Source organism: Methanobacterium lacus, from assembly GCF_000191585.1.
In the GTDB taxonomy this organism is placed as follows: Archaea; Methanobacteriota; Methanobacteria; order Methanobacteriales; family Methanobacteriaceae; genus Methanobacterium_B; species Methanobacterium_B lacus.
Map to the genome: position 1 here is coordinate 1,336,831 of NC_015216.1, position 17,988 is coordinate 1,354,818.

The following is a 17,988-nucleotide window of genomic DNA, read 5'->3' on the forward strand; positions in this document are numbered from 1 at the left end:
ATGAAAAAAACTCACATCCCCAAACTAGACGACTTCCTAGGTGGAGGAGTTCCTAAAGGATCTTCCCTTCTGTTTAGTGCTGTTCCAGGAGTTGAATGTGAAGCATTTGGTTACCAAATACTCAATGGATTTATAGAAGACGGTAACAAAGGATTCATTTTTACCAATGTTGCAGAACCTTCAAACATCACCTATGAATTCAGCAGGTATGGATGGGATCTTGAAACAGGTATCAAGCAAGGAGATGCATTTTTCATTGACGGGGCAAGCAGTTTCATAGGAATGCCTCCAGAAGGAAAGTACGTAATAAATAACCATGAAGATGTATATGAAGTGGTTAAAAATGCAATTAAAGATGTTGAAGGTGGAGTTGGAATTATCAACAACCTATCAACGTTGATAGACTACAACGATCCAAAGGAGATCATACCATTAATCAACGGTTGGAACGAAGAAGCATCCAAAAGGGGAACTGTTCTTGTTTATCTATTCACGGAGTGGGATTACAAAGCAAATCTAGTTGAATCCATAATGAAATGTTTCGACTGTGTTGTGAGTTTAAACAGCATCGAAGAACGAGTTATAATAGGACAGGGGTTCATGGTAACATCTGCTTCCTGGACCAAACCCCAAACCAACATGGTGCTTTTCTTTGTTATGCAGCCCGGTGGCGTGAAGATATACATACCAAAGATACTGGTAACAGGCCCGTACAATGCGGGGAAATCAAGTTTTGTTAAGGCCATATCACAAAAATCGGTATCAGTAGATAGAATGGCCCTTGAAAAATTTCCAACGACCATTGCAATGGATATTGGCCATTTGGATCATGGAGGGTTCGTTGCAGACATATTCGGTACTCCTGGACAGGAACGTTTCGATCTCATGCTGGACATTCTGGCCAAGGAAGCAGTTGGTGCATTCATACTAGTAGATTCCAGTGCTCCCCAAACATTTGCAAGGGCCAAGGAAATGATCAACAAAACACATTCTGAGGCCATTCCAAACATTATAGTTGCCAACAAACAGGATTTAGAAGGTGCACTTTCACCTGAACAAATAAGGGAAAAAATGAATCTTGACGAAAAAATTCCCATACTGCCCACAGTTGTAACTACTAAAACCGGTGTTGACCAAGCGTTGAATACACTTCTAAAACTTTTATATGGGTGATTACTATGATTGCATGTATTGAATCAGGAATCCCTGGATTTGATGAACTGACACGCACAGACAGTTTCATGGGAGGAATACCCGAAAACTCAAGTACACTGGTGTACGGACCTCCAAAAACAGGAAAATCTATCTTCAGTGATCAATTCTGTTTCAATGGGCTGGTAAATGAAGAACCATGCCTTTACATCACAACCAACAAGGGATTAAAGATGTTGAAATCAGATATGAATGATTATAACCTTTCTGTCGATGAATATATGATGAATGGTTCTCTGCACATCATAGATACAATATCAGACATTTTAGAGAAAAAAGTAGAACCAACAGGCACAGTTGTTAATTCGGAGATAAACAACCCCACAGATCTCATGGTGAACATAGGATCCAAGATAAACGTGGTTCGAAATCAGAATTCAAGGTTCAGATCTGTTTTAAATTCTGCAACCACCCTTTTGACATACAACGAAAGTATGTTGATTGTACGGGTGATTAAAGCCTACCTCATGAGGATTAAAGAAGCTGGAGGAACATCTTTAATAACTTACACCGAAGATTCAGCGGATAATATCATAGAAACCATGCTTAAATCCATGGTGGACAACATCATAAGGATGGATGGAAATGAATTACAAGTCGAAGCCATGAAAGGATTTGGGAAGATTAAAACCAATTACACCATTACAGAAGATGGAATCATGTTGGAGTAATAAGTAAGTACAGTTAAAATGCAGGTTTAAAATGCCTATTGTACTGAATTTGAAATTTAATACATATTTAGTGAAATTATTAAAATTTACAATGGTTTACAGGTGAACAATTTGATTAAAACTACAAAATCCGGAATTCCTGGATTTGATGAATTAACAAGCACTGATGAGTTTCCAGGAGGTATTCCTCTTAGCAGAACCACATTAATTTATGGCCCTCCTAAAACTGGTAAAACTATATTTGCAAACCAGTTCACCTATGATGGATTAGAGAACAACCTTCCCTGCCTATATATCACTGCAGATCAGGGAATTAAACAGCTAACAACTAGCATGATGGAATTTAACTGGTTCTTGCAGAGGTACATAGAAAGTGGTGATATATACATCATCGATGGTATATCTCAGCTCGGAGGTGTGAAGCTTGACGACAGCGTCAACTACAAAACCACCACCATAGGAAATCCTGCAGAATTGATGATCAAGGTAGGTATAGGTTCAAGATACGTGTACAGAAAAAGTCCCGAGTTCCGATCTGTACTTGACTCTGCTACAACCATGTTTGCATTTAACCAGGAACAGATGGTTCTAAGAGTATTAAATGCGTACATTAGACGTAACAATGAAGCTGGGGGTGCTGGTTTGATGACCTACACCGAGGGATCCACCACAGACAAAACAGAACAACAACTCCTCTCCCTGTTTGACAATCTCATACGGATGGATGGAAATACCATCACCATAAGATCAGAGTACAATCAATCTGAAAAGCCAGACAACTTCAAATCTGTTTACAGCATTAGTGAAAATGGAATAGTGGTAGAACACTGAAAACTCAATCCATAAAACAAAATAATGGACTTCACGAATTAGAAAATTCAAAACCAAAAGAACTAGAAAGTAGTTGCCATGAAAATAATGTCTAAATATTTGATTCAAAGCCCTTTAGTTTCTGTTCGTGTTTGAATATTATTATAAGTCATTGAAGAAGTAAAAAAAATTTTTTGGAGTGTTAATGTTATGATGGAATTTTTTCTTGTAAACGGGTTTTTTGACAGGTTCGCTGGACTAGAAAAAGAAAATGACCCTGGTGATGAATCCGAAGAATATGACTTGGATGAATATCTAGACATTTTAAATGAATACAGGGATGCTGAAGCAGATATACTCATCAACATTGCAACCATTTACTTCGAAAATGAAAACATGGAAGAATCTTTGAAATATCTTGAAGAGGCTATCATAATCTACGATGGGCTTGATTATCTGGAGAAAAAGGCTTTGGTGATGGATATCATGGGAGATATTTATTACAACACAGATGAAAAAAGAACAGCTCTGGAGTACTACAAAGAAGCCTTTAAATTGTACTCAGAAACAGATTCAGATACCAAAGAAAATATCATCTCCAAGATAAATGAAACTGAAAAGGATTTGGTGTCTGTCCAATCAAAATCCACACTTTCAAGTGTCAAACCCCAAAAGAAAGCTCCTTTAGAAGTCAGTACAGATGATTACATAGGGATAAGCACGGAAATTGAGGAAGTTATTGGGATATTAAACGGGGCCAAAACCTACATGTCCTATGCTAACCATGAAAATCCAATAAAACAGCTCGAAAATGCCTATGAAATGTCCAGTGGGATTGGTGATAACGATGCCAGTGCCACCATACTCATGATCAAGGGCAATTTAACACTTAAAGAATCCAAACCAGTTGAAGCATTGGAAGATTTCAAGAAGGGTCTTGAATTGTTTAAACTAACCAATAATTTCACTGGAGAAGCAGTTGCAATGCTTTTAATAGGTACTGCCCATTATATCACAGGAAACATGGATATTGTGGCTGAAAACTTCAGAAAATCCATAGAACTCTTGAGGCAGATAAATAACATATCTGGAGAAGAAAAAGCTATAAAACTCATGAACACTATCTACGAAGAGTAATTAACGCTCAAAAAAAATAATCAGCACCATGAAAATTTGAGAAACAGTTAAATCATGATAATCGAATGCATCAAAAAAAGTAGTGTTTCTTAAAAACTTAAGAAAAGTTCCAGAACCTCTTATTGTTATTTATTTAAAACATTTTACTGGCCATTTCTTTGCCTATTTTTTTGGCCTTTGCAAGGTTGTGTTCGTTATTTTTAACATCTCCCGGCAATTGATTTCCCTTGGAAACTAGAACATCCACCAGATCGTAGGCCATTTCAAACACGTTTCTGATGTAGTCATAGTAATCTTTAAACGTGGCCTCATCAGGATTACCCTGTGAAAATGTGAATGCCACCTTCTTTCTCTCCATATCTCCGGCTTCAGGATTGTAAAATGCGAATAATCTGTCTATTAAAAGTTTGGCCTGGGCCGACATCTGACCGAAGTAGAGTGGTGAACCCACGACAAAACCATCAGATTCTCTTAACTCTTTGTAGAACTCCTGCATATCATCTTCTGTAGCACATTGGCTACCGTGAGTTTTGCAGTGCATACATGCTATACATGGTTTTATGTCCATTTTAACCAAATTATAACTTTTTGTTTCGGCTCCTGCCTCTGATGCTCCCTTAAGTATTTCATTAACCAGGACTTCGGTGTTGCTTCCTTCTCTTGGACTACCTGTTAAACCTATAATTTTCATTTTTTTACACCTTTAAAACTATTTTACCTTTAATTTCAGCTTTTAATCAGTGATTTAAAACACTGATCACTATGCAATTGTAACAAACCAACATGAATTACAAATCATAAAAGTGGATGTTTTATGGTTTTTCTGATCAACTGTAATACCGGAAGAGGGACGAATCAGACAAGAGATCTAAAAATATTCACATAACAACCAAAGCCCATCACATCAAAACCGAGGTTCAGAAGTTATCCAAAAAATGGAATGAAAAACTGTTTCAGGGATTTACAAACTCCGAAAGGGAGGAGATGATGAGCTACCTCATGAGAATGGTTGAAAATATAAATCAAAAATAGGAAATCAATCCATCTAAAACTTCTCAGCCGATCTACATAAGATGTTTAAAATATTAAAAGAATAGATTTATCAACGTTTCAAGAGTAGGTAAACTGTTCTAAGTGGTATTTTAAGTTTTTCAGAGATTTTTTTGGCGGGCATTCCCTTGCTGTAGAGTCTTTTAACCTCTTTAGTTTTTTCTGCACTGTACTTTACTTTACGACCCCTTTTTAGGCTGCTGTTTTTCAAGTAGTATACTGTCTTCACTGGGAGGTTGAGTTTCTTTGAAATTTCCTTGGGACTCTCACCTTTATCAAGCATTACCTGAATTTTTGAGGCCTCTGAAGAGCTGTACTTCTTAGGCCTGCCTCTTTTAAGTACTGGTTCCACCTCTATACCAAGTTCATCCAGTGCTTCGATGTACTTCTTAGCTATTCTGGAGTAGATACTTATGGGACAGTTGATCTTCTTTAGATCAGGGTTGTTGTCCAGCACTTCCATAATCTTTCTAGATGAAAGCGGTTCATTGATGTACAGTATTTCCGTCAAATGAAATCAACTCTTAAAAATTTATATTATTAACTCTTTATTAAATCAAGGAATTTTTTAGCCTTCTTAGTCTGGGGTTTTCCGAAGGTTTTAAACTTAGTTATTTCAGCTTCTACATCTTTAGGGTCTGTGTTGAACACCCTAGCAGCTGCTTCAAGCGGTAGTTTGCCTTCGGTGTTTAAAAGTGCTGCTCCAGCTGCATTGGGATTGGTTTTAACGTGAAGGCCCTTCATCTTGTTTTCTATTTCAAATTTTTTCATGAGGACATTCTTCATGTTTGAAACGTATTCAATTTTCTCGTGCATGTATCCCTTTAAGATTTCCACTACATCGGGATTGAAGTCTTCAAAGGCTCTGAGCTGGTTAGTGTCTAGTGATGGTCTGATGTTTGGGAAGGGTCCTACATACTTGTTTCTTCTGTCGAAGCTTGATGTGATGTACCATCTGAGTATATCCCAGAGTATGAGTATTCGCGGTACCTCCAGGTAGATCTCAGATCTTAACTTTTCACGGACTGTTATGTCCTTTCTAAGTTCTTTATCGAGCTTACCATTCTCTTCTAGTCCTTCCTTGAAGAGTCTGTCTTCGAGTATTTCCTTTTTGATCTGTTCAATATCATCTGGATCTTCAACCAGTTTCCTTGCAAGTTCCCTTGATTCCTTCAACACGTGATCGTAACGTTCAAGTTTGTTCATGTTCGTTATATTGGCCTCCAACACACTTCCAAAAACTTGGCCGGCTTTGTTTTCGGCTAGTCTAACGTATGCTATGGAAAGGGCAGTTTGAACATGTTTATCATTTATGAGTGATGGTTTTTTCCTGTGAAACTGCATGAACTCTATTCTTGCATCTGATCCGTATTTATTACGTATTTCACGTTCGTAGTTCATCTGATCGTCTGCATCAATATTAACACGTTTTCTAACCCATCTATCTCCCTGGAACACCTTGATAACCATGGAAACTGTTTTGACAATCCCTCTTTTTTCCTGTTTGAGGCTTCTCACTATTCTTCTAAAAGCATCCCTTCCTAGGGGGCTGAGTTCACTCATCTTAACCATATAATCCCCGGAAAGTGGGAGGTAGTTGATGATTTCAAGCCTGTAAATACCTTGATCATTCACTTTCATTTGTATCTGGTCTGAGCCACATTTGCAGTTGCCGTTTACCAGGGTTTCAAGTTCGTGGCCGTTAATGTTCTCACCACAGTTTCCACAGGAAAATACTGCGTACTCCTCAAGATGTCCAATTGCTATTTTATGGGATGCAATGGCAGATTTAACCCTGTCGAGTATGTTCTTTTTAGCTGCAGCATTCATTCTGAAGTACTGTGTGTGTTTGTTAACATCGTAGATGTCATCAACCTTCATCTCTGATTTGCTTGTTCTGCCGTACTTCATGAGAGATTTATAGGGTGTTTTGTAACCCTTGATCTCCATGGTATCCCTCAGTTCTAACAAGTCGTCCAAGGTGTTTTTAAGCTGGTGGTAGATGTTTATGAAGTCTTTGAAGTTGTTGATGTTGTCAATTTTAAGGGGGTTGCGTCTTATTCCGTCTAGGAATTTTTCTGTTTTTGCAATCAGTACTGATTCATTCATTTTATTTGTTCACCAACATCAGCGTCTTCAACAGTTAAAAGACTCATGTTGTCGGTTGCAAGCAACATGCCCTCTGATTTGATGCCGAACAGTTTGGCTGGTGGTAAATTTGTAAGGACTATTACCTTTCTTCCCTTTATTTCCTCTGGTGTGTACTTCTTGGCCACTCCTGCAACCACTTGGATCTGGCTTTCTCCAATGTCCACCATTAGTTTGAGTAGATTGTCTGATTTTTTAACATTTTCAGCTTCTAATACTTGTCCAACTCTGAGATCCATGGATGCGAATGTGTCTATTGATACTTCTTCCTTCATTGTTTCTTCTTCCTTCAAATTTTCGTACAGTAATTCTTTTTGAGCGTTTATAACATCATCTTCTATCTTTAAAAAGATTGGTTTTGGTTCGGCAATTTCATGGCCCTCTTCCATGAACTTTGCTCCATCATCCCAATTTAGAACTGGGTCGATTTTGAGTGTTTTAAATATTTCAAGGGTTTTAACAGGTAGGTATGGTGTGAGTGAGACTGCAAGAGTTTTAGCCAGTTGATTGGCCAAGTATAAACAGTTTGCTGCACCTGCCTTATCAGTTTTAACAGCTTTCCATGGTTCTTTGTCGTTGAAGTACTTGTTACCGTACTTGGAAAGTTTGATTATTTCCATCATTCCCTCTCTGAACTTGAACTCTTCAATGAGCCCTCCAACTAGTTTTGGTAACGCTTTGATCTTGGTTTCAAATTCCCTGTCGTAGTCATCAAACTCTCCAGGTGCTGGTAGTTTTCCATCGAAGAACCTGTTTGTGAAGGTGAAGGTTCGGTGTAGGAAATTTCCTATAACATCTGCAAGTTCGTCGTTAACCCTTCGCTGGAAGTCGTCCCATGAGAAGTCAGTGTCCTTAGATAGTGGGGCGTTTGCAACAAGGTAATACCTTAGTATGTCGCTGTCAAAGTTCTTTATGAAATCCGATACCCATATAACCCAGTTCTTACTGGTTGACATTTTACTGCCTTCCAGGGAGAGGTACTCTCCTGCTATAACTGTGTAGGGTAGTTTGCATCCGTAGGCCATGAGGAGTGCTGGCCAGAATATGCTGTGGTGGTAGATTATGTCCTTACCAATGAAGTGTAGTGGTCTGTCGTTCCAGTACTCTTCCCATGGTTTTCCTGTTTTTTCAGACCATTGGGCTGCCGAGGATATGTAGCCTAGAAATGCTTCTCCCCACACGTAGATAATTTTTCCCTCTGCACCTTCAAGGGGTACTGGTATTCCCCATTCCATGTCCCTGGTGAGTATCCAATCTTTGAGTCCTTCTTTAAGCCATTGTAGTGCATAGTTTCGGACGTTTGGTGGTAGTTCGTGGTTTCCTTCTATCCACTCTTGAAGTTGGTCTTGGAAGTGGCTTAGTTTGAAGAAGTACTGTTTGGATTCTCTGATCTCTGGTGTTGAGCCACATATTTGACACTGAGGTTCTAAAAGTTGGGTTGGTTCCAAGTGTCTTCCACAGCTTTCGCAGTGGTCTCCCCTTGCACCTTCTGTTTCACAAAATGGACAGGTTCCTTCCACGTACCTGTCCGGTAAAAATCTGCCACACTCTTCACAGTAGGGTTGTTTTATTACTTTTTCGTAGATATAACCCTTTTCATAGAGTTTTAAAAAGAAGTTCTGTGATATTTCGTAGTGTTTGGGATCTGTTGTCCTGGTGAAGCTGTCGAGTGATATGTTGCATGATTCTAGATCAGTTTTTATCATCTCATGGTATCTGCCTGCTACTTCTTTAGGCGGCTTACCTTCTTTCTCTGCCTTGACAGCTATGGGTGTTCCATGTTCATCCGTTGCACATACAAAAAGTACATCGTTTCCCTTCATCCTGTTGTACCTGGCATATATATCTGCAGGTATGTAGGTGGATCTGAGGTGTCCCAGATGGCACGGTCCGTTTGCATAGGGAAGTGCTGATGAAATAAGTACCTTGGTCAAACTAAATTCCTCCAATAATTTTATGGTTTTAATGAGTCAAATCAAATGGAAAACTAGGATAATTAGAAGCTTAATATATCCTTAAATAAATTTTTAAAGAATCTTTAATGAATCTCTAAATAAATGGTATCATTTTAAAATCTGTTTTATTAATGGTACAAACTAGTTGATTTGTAGAATACAAGAACCAATTTATATTATTTATGATATCATTAATATACTCAATAAATGTATCGAATATTATTCTATATATGTTTTTATTTAACCCTTAACAAATTCCAAAAAAATTATTAAATATGAAGTTAATTTCACACTTTCTTTCGGGCATCAATGGAAATTTGTATATTTGATATCTGACAATGTTATCCTAAGACAATTTAAAGGAAATCATGAAAGGGAAGAATAGTGATGAAAAAAAATGACAGCCGTTTAGGATATAGATGGACACTTGAAGAAGATATTAAAATGTGTGAGTTACGTCAGGAAGGATACAACTTTAAGGAAATTGGAGTAATGTTAAACAGAAGTGAAAAATCCTGTGCAACACGTTACAGTAATCGTGGTTTCACATTGAATCCTATGAAAGTGCTTTTAAACCTGGCCATCATAGTAATATCAATCATAAGTGGTTACACCCTGGAACCATCCATATTAAGCTAAATACACTAAATTCAAGGTATACACAGGTATAATTTTTTTAAAGAAGAATCAGAAACTTTTGAGATTCCTAAAAATATAATTTACTCATGGTTAGTTTTATGAATAGGGGTAAATTTTATTGTTATTTTTAAGTTGTTATCCCACGCTCTCATAAGTTACTTTATATTTAAAGTGCAAAGGAAATATCATGTTATCAGTAGCATTTATAAATCCACTTTCAGACGAGGGAAAGAATGTTGTTCGTGAGTTAGGAGATTTTGAAAGGGTTTTAGCAGATAATGACGAGTTAATAAGCATTGTTACTGAAAGCAGATCCCAGGAAATATCAGACGATTCATTCATACCACGAAACTACATCGATCTAGCAATTAAAAGGATCGAGTGGTACGTTAAAAAGAAAAACGATAGAAACTTTGACAACAACATATACGAGTTTCTTTTCAACCCAGAAATATACAAATTTGATATAATATCCTACTACCTTCTCTGCCAAGCTGTTGGAGCCAAATACGGTTCAAACTCCAGGGAAAGCAGAGTCCTTGTTGAATCACAGGGAAAGATCATGGAGTACAGGTTAGGTAAACTATCCAAATCAGAGCAAACTCTTGCTGTGAACAACATACTAAACAGTGTTGTGAGTCTTTCACACCCTAGATGGACCTTTTTTGAAGAATTGCTCGGCTCAAAAAAACTCAGACTCCATGAAATGATACTGGACAACGGAGAAGTGATCCTCGACAAGGATGATTTCCTAGAAAGATTCAGTTCAAAGATCCATGGAAGAAAACCAGATAAAATGTACGAAGCATTGATAGGAACCAGGGTAAAGGAACTGGTCATGATCAAAATGGTGATGCAAAACACTGAGGATTACATTTCCAATGTTTCAGCAAAGTCCCAACGGGAAATTGAACCTAACCCCATACTACTGCAACTGGCAGACAAAATCTCAGAGGTTCTGGCAGAATCTGCAAGATCATATGGATTCGGAGGAGGTTCAAGGGGAGGAAGTATCAGAGCTTCAGCCTTAAATCCCAAGGCATTTCCACCGTGCGTCAAAAATGTTATGGAAGGAATTAAATCAGGCGGACGTAACGATGCCATAATCATGTTTTTAACGCCATTCATATCCTATGCCAGACTCTATCCATCTGTGTTTAGCGAAAACATAAGCAAAAGAGTATCGGACATCGACCCAAATCTCAGCGTGGTTGAAGGTGAGGTAATGCCCCTCATATTCGGAGCTGCAGAGAGGTGTACACCTCCATTGTTCGAAGACCAACCACAGGACAAGGTGAACCTCATTGCCAAACTTGGTTTTGGTATGCATGAAACAGCTGATCTTAAAAACGAAGGACAAACAACTTGGTACACACCCATGAGCTGTGAAAAGGTTAAACTACACCTTCCAAGTCTTTGTAAACCAGATGAACACTGTAAAAAAATTGGCAACCCCCTGTCCTACTACAACAGAATGACCTGGATAATCAGAAAAGAATCCCAACAGTCAACAGGAAATGAAGCAGGGAAAACAGAAGCCAAAACCTCTAAAACTCAGAAGGACTCTAAATAAGTTTTTTGATAAGAATAATAATAAATGTGGATAATAATAAAAAACTGTGTGAGATGGTAAAAATAGAATATTTAACTCCTGCAACACCTGAAGAAAGGAAAAGGTATTATAAAGAGGAATGGAACATTAAACAGGTTCCGGATTTCATATCCGACACTATTCAAGATAGGGAATTTGGTTTCGACCATGTAGGAAGGGGACCTAACGATCGTTACAAGATCTTTAGGACACCTGATTTTCTCAGACGTTTTTTAAAGGTTCGAACACCCTTTGCAGCCTACTCATCTGTGGCTTTTTATGACAAACCCCAGAGAAGAGATGGATGGAACGGTGCAGAATTAGTTTTCGATGTTGATGCCAAGGACATACCAGTTAGAACCTGTGAATGTGAGGGTGTATGTGAGATATGTCTAAACGAAGCCAGAGAAATAGTATGCGGACTAATCGATGTGTTGAAGGGTGATCTTGGGCTGAAGGATATACATGTGGTTTACTCAGGCAGAGGATATCATTTGAGGATTCTCGATCCAACTGTGCTCAAAGCAGACAGTGATGTCAGAGCCCAGATCGTGAAGTATATTGTCGGTGCAGACGTTCCTGAAAATGAGTTTAGTCTCGATTTTGAAAGGGTTTCCTATGAACACTTCGTTGTTCCTTTTGGATATCCTAAAGTATTTACAGATCGTGTTAAGTTCACCATACTTCATCTTAACAAAAAAGCCCAGTTAGATGATGTGAATAAAAAACTCCTAAGTGATGTTTTAAAAAACAGAAATCTGATAGCTAACAATCAATGGGGTGTTTTCAAGGGTAAAATTGGACCTCAAAGATATAAAAAGGTTGTAAAAGGTATTGCTGCCTTGAACATGAGTTTGGTTGATGCTAAGGTTTCCATAGATCTAAAAAGAATACTCAGACTACCATCTTCACTGCATTCTATGGTCAGCATGAAATGCATGGAAGTTAAAAGTATCGAAGATTTCGATCCCTTCAAAGAGGCCGTACCAAAATTTGTATACGAAAGAAAGTAGGTTAGAATCTGGTAGATAATTTAGATAGTGACCTTAGGAAATAAAAAAAAATTTAAATCATATTTTACATTTTTCAACGGCTTTAACTGGTTTTTTACCTTTAATATACTTTTGAAGTAATCTGCGCTGTTTTTTACGGGTGTTACATACCTTATTTTTCACTACCATAATATCAACCCCTTCTTGATAAATATTCTAGTTCATTATATGTTTCCAATGGAATATAATTTTAAGTGAAACGTAACACCAATCATAGAAAAAACAATAAAACATAAAATCAAGTAAATTGTCCAATTCACCCTTTAAAATACTTTAAAACGGTTTTAAACAATTAAAAACTTTCTACAATTATTTTGTTCAGTCTGTGATTTTTTTTATGTAAACAGGAGGTATTTCCCCCATGCCTACGATACCAAATTTTTCCTTGGATGTTTCTTCTAAAGCTGACAAAATAACCCCGAGACTGCGATATAAAAACATGAACGATTCTAAATTTGTTTTTAAATCTGAAACATTATCATTCCCCATTTTTATGACTATGTTACCTTTTTCACGTTCAATTAATAACTTGTGTTGAGTGTCATTGTTTATGTGGTTTATCAAGCTTTCAAAATTTTCAAACAAGTTTTCATCTTCCAAGTTCAACTCTGAATTTATTTTGTCCAGCATGGCTTGATCTAAATGATCCTTTAATGGAGTGTTTGGTCCTGATTTGTTGCTAGCTATTTCTTGATCCTTTCCTTCTGCCCAGTAAGTCATGGCTTCTGCTACTGCAATGCTGTACCATCCTCTTTCAAATTGGTATTTCTGTGAAGCTTTTTTTCTGAATTTCATGTCCAATTCAGATTCAATCGATATTGTAATCCTTTTCAACCAATCACCCATGATAATTTTTATTAAAGTGAATATATTGTTTAAAAAAAATTATGTTATATAACTCTTTTTGTTATGTGATCATGTGTACTAATCATATGAGCCTCTGTTTTTTAAATCAATTCCTCCTACTAATAATACCCTTTATTCAATTGTGATTAATGGGCTAATAAACAAAAAGGAGGTGAAAAGATCAAAAAGGTAACAATTTTCATGGTAATAATGGCCTTTATGTTCTTTGGTATATTGAGTACTTCAAGTGCTGCAAATATGACAGGCACCTGGAGTGGTTCTAATGGAGTTTACAATTCCACAGCAGGACCAGTAAAAGTAAATTTCACAGAAAAACACAATGGTGCTGCTACAGTTACTGCAACACCCACAGGTACCACCAACACAAATACCGCTTTTTGGAGTAACGCTTCAGCAGCTGGACACAGTTCTTTAGAAGTAACTCTAAGCTGGAACACACTGACCAAAGCTAACAATGGAACCATAACTTTCAACTTCAACAGACCAGTGAACAATCCTATTTTATACATAGACCGAATAGGTGGTAACTTGCAAAATGGAGGCACAATTACATCGTCATCAGCTCTTTTAACACTTCTTAACTCGGGAATGTATTTAACTAAATTATCAGGACCAACAAGTTTTGAAGTTACAAGCAGCACCATCCAGAGAACACCGGGTGTTACCATCAGTTCTACAAGTACTGAAGCATCCATGGATCCATTGGGAGGAACAGCAGCAGGAACTGTTCAGATAATGGGAACTAACATAACCAGTGTGACTTTTTCATGGTGGGGTGTTGGTGCAGACAGTCAAGCTGATGGATTAGAGTTTTTATGGGAATTAGAAGCCCCTGTTGATCTTTCAATTTCCAAATCGGACAGTCCAGACCCAGTTGTGGCTGGTAAAAATTTAACTTACACCATAACAGTACACAACAATGGTCCTTCAAGCATAATATCCAGTGATGTATTCACTGTGATAGACAACTTACCTGCAGGATTTACTGCAACCAGTTACACACCTAGTGAAGGTTCTTACAACCCAGTAACAGGTGCATGGACAGGAGTAACTCTCGCAAATGGAGAAGATGTGACTTTAACCATAATTGGAATTGTTAATTCAACAAAAACAGGAACCTTAACCAACACAGCTAGTGTACAGGTACCTTCAGGAATTACTGATCCTAATACTAATAACAATCAAGCCCCACCAGTTATAACAACTGTTGATGGTTTACCAACTGCTAACAACGACTCTAAAACAACACCTGAAGACACACCAATATCTGGAAATTTACCTGCTTCAGATCCAGATGGACCTGTCACAGTAGTGAATTTCGTAATAAACGGTACGACCTATGCACCTGGTACTGTGAACATACCTGGAGTTGGAAAGATAGTGATTAATTCTGATGGTAGTTATTTATTCACTCCAGCAAGTAATTATAATGGACCAGTTCCAACTATAACTTACACTGCAAGTGATAATACAGGTAACACCGCCACAGGAAATTTAAATATTAACGTGACCCCTGTAAACGATGCCCCTGTTGGCACCGGAGACAGTAAAACCACACCAGAAGATACCCAGGCTACTGGAAAAGTAACTGGTACTGATGTTGATGGAGATACATTAACATTTGCCAAAGATACAGATCCTAGCCACGGTACAGTCGTTGTTAATGCTGATGGTACATACACGTACATGCCTAATGCTAATTACAATGGCCCTGACAGCTTCACAGTAATTGTGAGTGACGGTAAAGGTGGAAGTGACATAGTCACAGTAAATATTAACGTTACACCAGTCAACGATGCACCAATAGGCAACGGAGACAGTAAAACCATACCAGAGGATACTCAGGCGACAGGTAAGGTAACTGGTACTGATGTTGATGGAGACATATTGACATATACCAAAAACTCTAACCCAACGCATGGTACAGTCGTTGTTAATGCTGATGGTACGTACACGTACATGCCTAATGCTAATTACAATGGCCCTGACAGCTTCACAGTAATTGTGAGCGATGGTAATGGTGGAACAGATACAGTAACTGTTACAATCAATGTAACACCAGTCAACGATGCACCAATAGGCACCGGAGACAGTAAAGCCATACCAGAAGATACCCAGGCAACTGGAAAAGTAACTGGAACAGATGTCGATGGAGACACATTGACATATACCAAAAACTCTAACCCAACGCATGGTACAGCCGTAGTAAACGCAGATGGTACGTATACATACACACCAAATGCAAACTACAACGGTCCTGATAGCTTCACAATAATTGTGAGTGATGGTAATGGTGGAAGTGACGTAGTCACTGTTACAATAGATGTAACACCTGTTAATGATGCCCCTGTTGGCACCGGAGACAGTAAGACCATACCTGAGGATACCCAGGCTACTGGAAAAGTAACTGGAACAGATGTTGATGGAGACACATTAACCTATACCAAGAACACTAATCCTAGCCACGGTACAGCCGTAGTAAATGCTGATGGTACGTACACATACACACCAAACGCAAACTACAATGGACCAGATAGCTTCACAGTAACTGTGAGCGATGGTAATGGTGGAAGTGACGTAGTCACTGTTACAATAGATGTAACACCTGTTAATGATGCCCCTGTTGGCACCGGAGACAGTAAGACCATACCTGAGGATACCCAGGCTACTGGAAAAGTAACTGGAACAGATGTCGATGGAGACACATTAACATACACCAAGAACACAGATCCTAGCCACGGTACAGCTGTAGTAAACGCAGATGGTACATACACATACACACCAAACGCAAACTACAATGGACCAGATAGCTTCACTGTAACAGTGAGCGATGGTAATGGTGGAACAGATACAGTAACTGTTACAATCAATGTAACACCTGTTAACGATGCACCAATAGGCAACGATGACAGTAAAACCATACCTGAGGATACCCAAGCTACTGGAAAAGTAACTGGAACAGATGTCGATGGAGACACATTAACCTATACCAAAAACTCTAACCCAAGCCATGGTACAGCCGTTGTTAACGCAGATGGTACATACACATACACACCAAACGCAAACTACAATGGACCTGACAGCTTCACAATAATTGTGAGCGATGGTAAAGGTGGAAGTGACGTAGTCACCGTAAATATTAACGTTACACCAGTCAACGATGCACCAATAGGTAACGATGACAGTAAGACCATACCTGAGGATACCCAAGCTACTGGAAACGTAACTGGAACAGATGTTGATGGAGACACATTGACCTATACCAAGAGCACAGATCCTAGCCATGGCACAGCCGTAGTAAATGCTGATGGTACGTACACATACACACCAAATGCAAACTACAATGGACCAGATAGCTTCACAGTAACTGTGAGCGATGGTAATGGTGGAAGTGACGTAGTCACCGTAAATATTAACGTTACACCAGTCAACGATGCACCAATAGGTAACGATGACAGTAAAACCATACCAGAGGACACCCAAGCTACTGGAAAAGTAACTGGAACAGATATTGATGGAGACACATTAACCTATACCAAAAACACTAATCCTAGCCATGGCACAGCCGTAGTAAATGCTGATGGTACGTACACATACACACCAAATGCAAACTACAATGGACCAGATAGCTTCACAGTAACTGTGAGCGATGGTAATGGTGGAAGTGACGTAGTCACTGTTACAATAGATGTAATGCCTGTTAATGATGCCCCTGTTGGCACCGGAGACAGCCAAACCATACCTGAGGATACCCAGGCTACTGGTAAAGTAACTGGTACTGATGTTGATGGAGATACATTAACCTATACCAAAAACACAGATCCAAGCCACGGTACAGCCGTAGTAAATGCTGATGGTACGTACACATACACACCAAATGCAAACTACAATGGCCCTGACAGCTTCACAGTAACTGTGAGCGATGGTAATGGTGGAAGTGACGTAGTCACTGTTACAATAGATGTAACACCTGTTAACGATGCCCCTGTTGGCACCGGAGACAGTAAAACCATACCGGAAGATACCCAGGCAACTGGAAAAGTAATTGGAACAGATGTCGATGGAGACACATTAACCTATACCAAAAACTCTAATCCAAGCCATGGTACAGCTGTAGTAAACGCTGATGGTACATACACATACACACCAAACGCAAACTACAATGGCCCTGACAGCTTCACAATAATTGTGAGCGATGGTAAAGGTGGAAGTGACGTAGTCACTGTTACAATCGATGTAACACCAGTTAATGATGCCCCTGTTGGCACCGGAGACAGTCAAACCATACCCGAAGATACCCAGGCAACTGGAAAAGTAACTGGTACAGATGTTGATGGAGATACATTAACCTATACCAAGAACACTAACCCAACGCACGGTACAGTCGTTGTTAATGCTGATGGTACATACACGTACACACCAAATGCAAACTACAATGGCCCTGACAGCTTCACAATAATTGTGAGCGATGGTAAAGGTGGAAGTGACGTAGTACTAGTTAATATTACTATGACACCGGTTGATGATCCAGTTAAGAATGTGACTCCAACAAAAGTAAAAAATCAGACTGAAGTTGGCACTATTCCAATGCAAAGAACAGGTGTACCATTGCCAATGCTATTCATGGCATTAGTGATGATATTCGGAGCTTTTGTATCTAATAAAAGGAAATAAACTTTAACCCCAATTGGGAACCCTATTTCTAGGGTTATTTTTTTTTTTTAAGGACTATATTTAAATTATAATGATTTAATTGCCAGTAATTTAAAATTTCTATTTTTAGGATTTACATTTCTGTTAAAAGAGAAAACTTGAGTATCAGCAGTTTATTTTAATATTTTATATTTATAGACTAA

13 protein-coding genes are annotated in these 17,988 nt (G+C 38.5%); 8 read left to right on the forward strand and 5 right to left on the reverse strand.

Going from position 1 to position 17,988, the window contains the following annotated elements:
- The 4 genes from METBO_RS06675 to METBO_RS06690 all read left to right on the forward strand — a co-directional run bounded on the left by METBO_RS06675 (window position 1) and on the right by METBO_RS06690 (window position 3,830).
- The gene (locus METBO_RS06675) at window positions 1-1,173 is read left to right on the forward strand and encodes a GTP-binding protein (RefSeq protein ID WP_013644928.1); all 1,173 of its coding nucleotides are present in this window, start codon (window positions 1-3) and stop codon (window positions 1,171-1,173) included.
- Between the two features lie 5 nt (window positions 1,174-1,178).
- Complete coding sequence (locus METBO_RS06680) at window positions 1,179-1,883, forward strand: RAD55 family ATPase (RefSeq protein ID WP_013644929.1); 705 nt, start codon at window positions 1,179-1,181, stop codon at window positions 1,881-1,883.
- Between the two features lie 111 nt (window positions 1,884-1,994).
- The gene (locus tag METBO_RS06685; protein WP_013644930.1) at window positions 1,995-2,714 is read left to right on the forward strand and encodes an RAD55 family ATPase; all 720 of its coding nucleotides are present in this window, start codon (window positions 1,995-1,997) and stop codon (window positions 2,712-2,714) included.
- Window positions 2,715-2,903: 189 nt separating this feature from the next.
- Window positions 2,904-3,830, forward strand: a complete 927-nt coding sequence (locus METBO_RS06690; protein ID WP_013644931.1) for a tetratricopeptide repeat protein — start codon at window positions 2,904-2,906, stop codon at window positions 3,828-3,830.
- A 133-nt stretch (window positions 3,831-3,963) separates the two neighbouring features.
- Here the strand turns inward: METBO_RS06690 and METBO_RS06695 are convergent, their stop codons facing one another.
- From METBO_RS06695 to metG, 4 genes are all read right to left on the reverse strand, one after another.
- Window positions 3,964-4,521, reverse strand: a complete 558-nt coding sequence (locus METBO_RS06695) for a flavodoxin family protein (protein WP_013644932.1) — start codon at window positions 4,519-4,521, stop codon at window positions 3,964-3,966.
- 411 nt (window positions 4,522-4,932) lie between these two features.
- On the reverse strand, window positions 4,933-5,391 hold the full coding sequence (locus METBO_RS06700; RefSeq protein WP_013644933.1) for a helix-turn-helix domain-containing protein: 459 nt from the start codon (window positions 5,389-5,391) through the stop codon (window positions 4,933-4,935).
- Window positions 5,392-5,420: 29 nt separating this feature from the next.
- A complete protein-coding gene (locus tag METBO_RS06705; RefSeq protein WP_013644934.1) occupies window positions 5,421-6,989 on the reverse strand; it encodes a DUF530 domain-containing protein in 1,569 nt (522 codons plus the stop codon).
- The gene (metG, locus tag METBO_RS06710; RefSeq protein ID WP_013644935.1) at window positions 6,986-8,962 is read right to left on the reverse strand and encodes a methionine--tRNA ligase; all 1,977 of its coding nucleotides are present in this window, start codon (window positions 8,960-8,962) and stop codon (window positions 6,986-6,988) included. The genes METBO_RS06705 and metG overlap by 4 nt, the downstream gene beginning before the upstream one ends.
- 408 nt (window positions 8,963-9,370) lie before the next feature.
- Here metG and METBO_RS06715 point away from each other — a divergent pair, with 408 nt between their 5' ends.
- The 3 genes from METBO_RS06715 to priS all read left to right on the forward strand — a co-directional run bounded on the left by METBO_RS06715 (window position 9,371) and on the right by priS (window position 12,226).
- Entirely contained in the window at window positions 9,371-9,622 is a 252-nt protein-coding gene (locus tag METBO_RS06715; RefSeq protein WP_013644936.1) for an SANT/Myb-like DNA-binding domain-containing protein, read from the forward strand.
- A 187-nt stretch (window positions 9,623-9,809) separates the two neighbouring features.
- A complete protein-coding gene (locus METBO_RS06720; RefSeq protein WP_013644937.1) occupies window positions 9,810-11,195 on the forward strand; it encodes a DNA primase in 1,386 nt (461 codons plus the stop codon).
- Window positions 11,196-11,248: 53 nt separating this feature from the next.
- On the forward strand, window positions 11,249-12,226 hold the full coding sequence (priS, locus tag METBO_RS06725; protein WP_013644938.1) for a DNA primase catalytic subunit PriS: 978 nt from the start codon (window positions 11,249-11,251) through the stop codon (window positions 12,224-12,226).
- A gap of 357 nt (window positions 12,227-12,583) precedes the next feature.
- Here the strand turns inward: priS and METBO_RS06730 are convergent, their stop codons facing one another.
- Window positions 12,584-13,099 (reverse strand): hypothetical protein, encoded by a 516-nt coding sequence (locus METBO_RS06730; protein WP_162467467.1) that lies wholly within the window; start codon window positions 13,097-13,099, stop codon window positions 12,584-12,586.
- Between the two features lie 222 nt (window positions 13,100-13,321).
- On the opposite strand from METBO_RS06730, the gene METBO_RS06735 reads away from it, so the two are divergent.
- Entirely contained in the window at window positions 13,322-17,806 is a 4,485-nt protein-coding gene (locus METBO_RS06735; protein ID WP_158304894.1) for an Ig-like domain-containing protein, read from the forward strand.
- Window positions 17,807-17,988: the final 182 nt, after the last annotated feature.

Excerpts from the sequence above, each read along its gene's own strand:
- METBO_RS06680 (WP_013644929.1), top strand. The coding sequence starts at position 1,179 with ATGATTGCATGTATTGAATCAGGAATCCCTGGATTTGATGAACTGACA.
- priS (WP_013644938.1), top strand. The coding sequence starts at position 11,249 with ATGGTAAAAATAGAATATTTAACTCCTGCAACACCTGAAGAAAGGAAA.
- METBO_RS06715 (WP_013644936.1), top strand. The coding sequence starts at position 9,371 with ATGAAAAAAAATGACAGCCGTTTAGGATATAGATGGACACTTGAAGAA.
- METBO_RS06675 (WP_013644928.1), top strand. The coding sequence starts at position 1 with ATGAAAAAAACTCACATCCCCAAACTAGACGACTTCCTAGGTGGAGGA.
- METBO_RS06720 (WP_013644937.1), top strand. The coding sequence starts at position 9,810 with ATGTTATCAGTAGCATTTATAAATCCACTTTCAGACGAGGGAAAGAAT.
- METBO_RS06695 (WP_013644932.1), bottom strand. The coding sequence starts at position 4,521 with ATGAAAATTATAGGTTTAACAGGTAGTCCAAGAGAAGGAAGCAACACC.
- METBO_RS06735 (WP_158304894.1), top strand. The coding sequence starts at position 13,322 with ATGGCCTTTATGTTCTTTGGTATATTGAGTACTTCAAGTGCTGCAAAT.
- METBO_RS06690 (WP_013644931.1), top strand. The coding sequence starts at position 2,904 with ATGATGGAATTTTTTCTTGTAAACGGGTTTTTTGACAGGTTCGCTGGA.
- METBO_RS06705 (WP_013644934.1), bottom strand. The coding sequence starts at position 6,989 with ATGAATGAATCAGTACTGATTGCAAAAACAGAAAAATTCCTAGACGGA.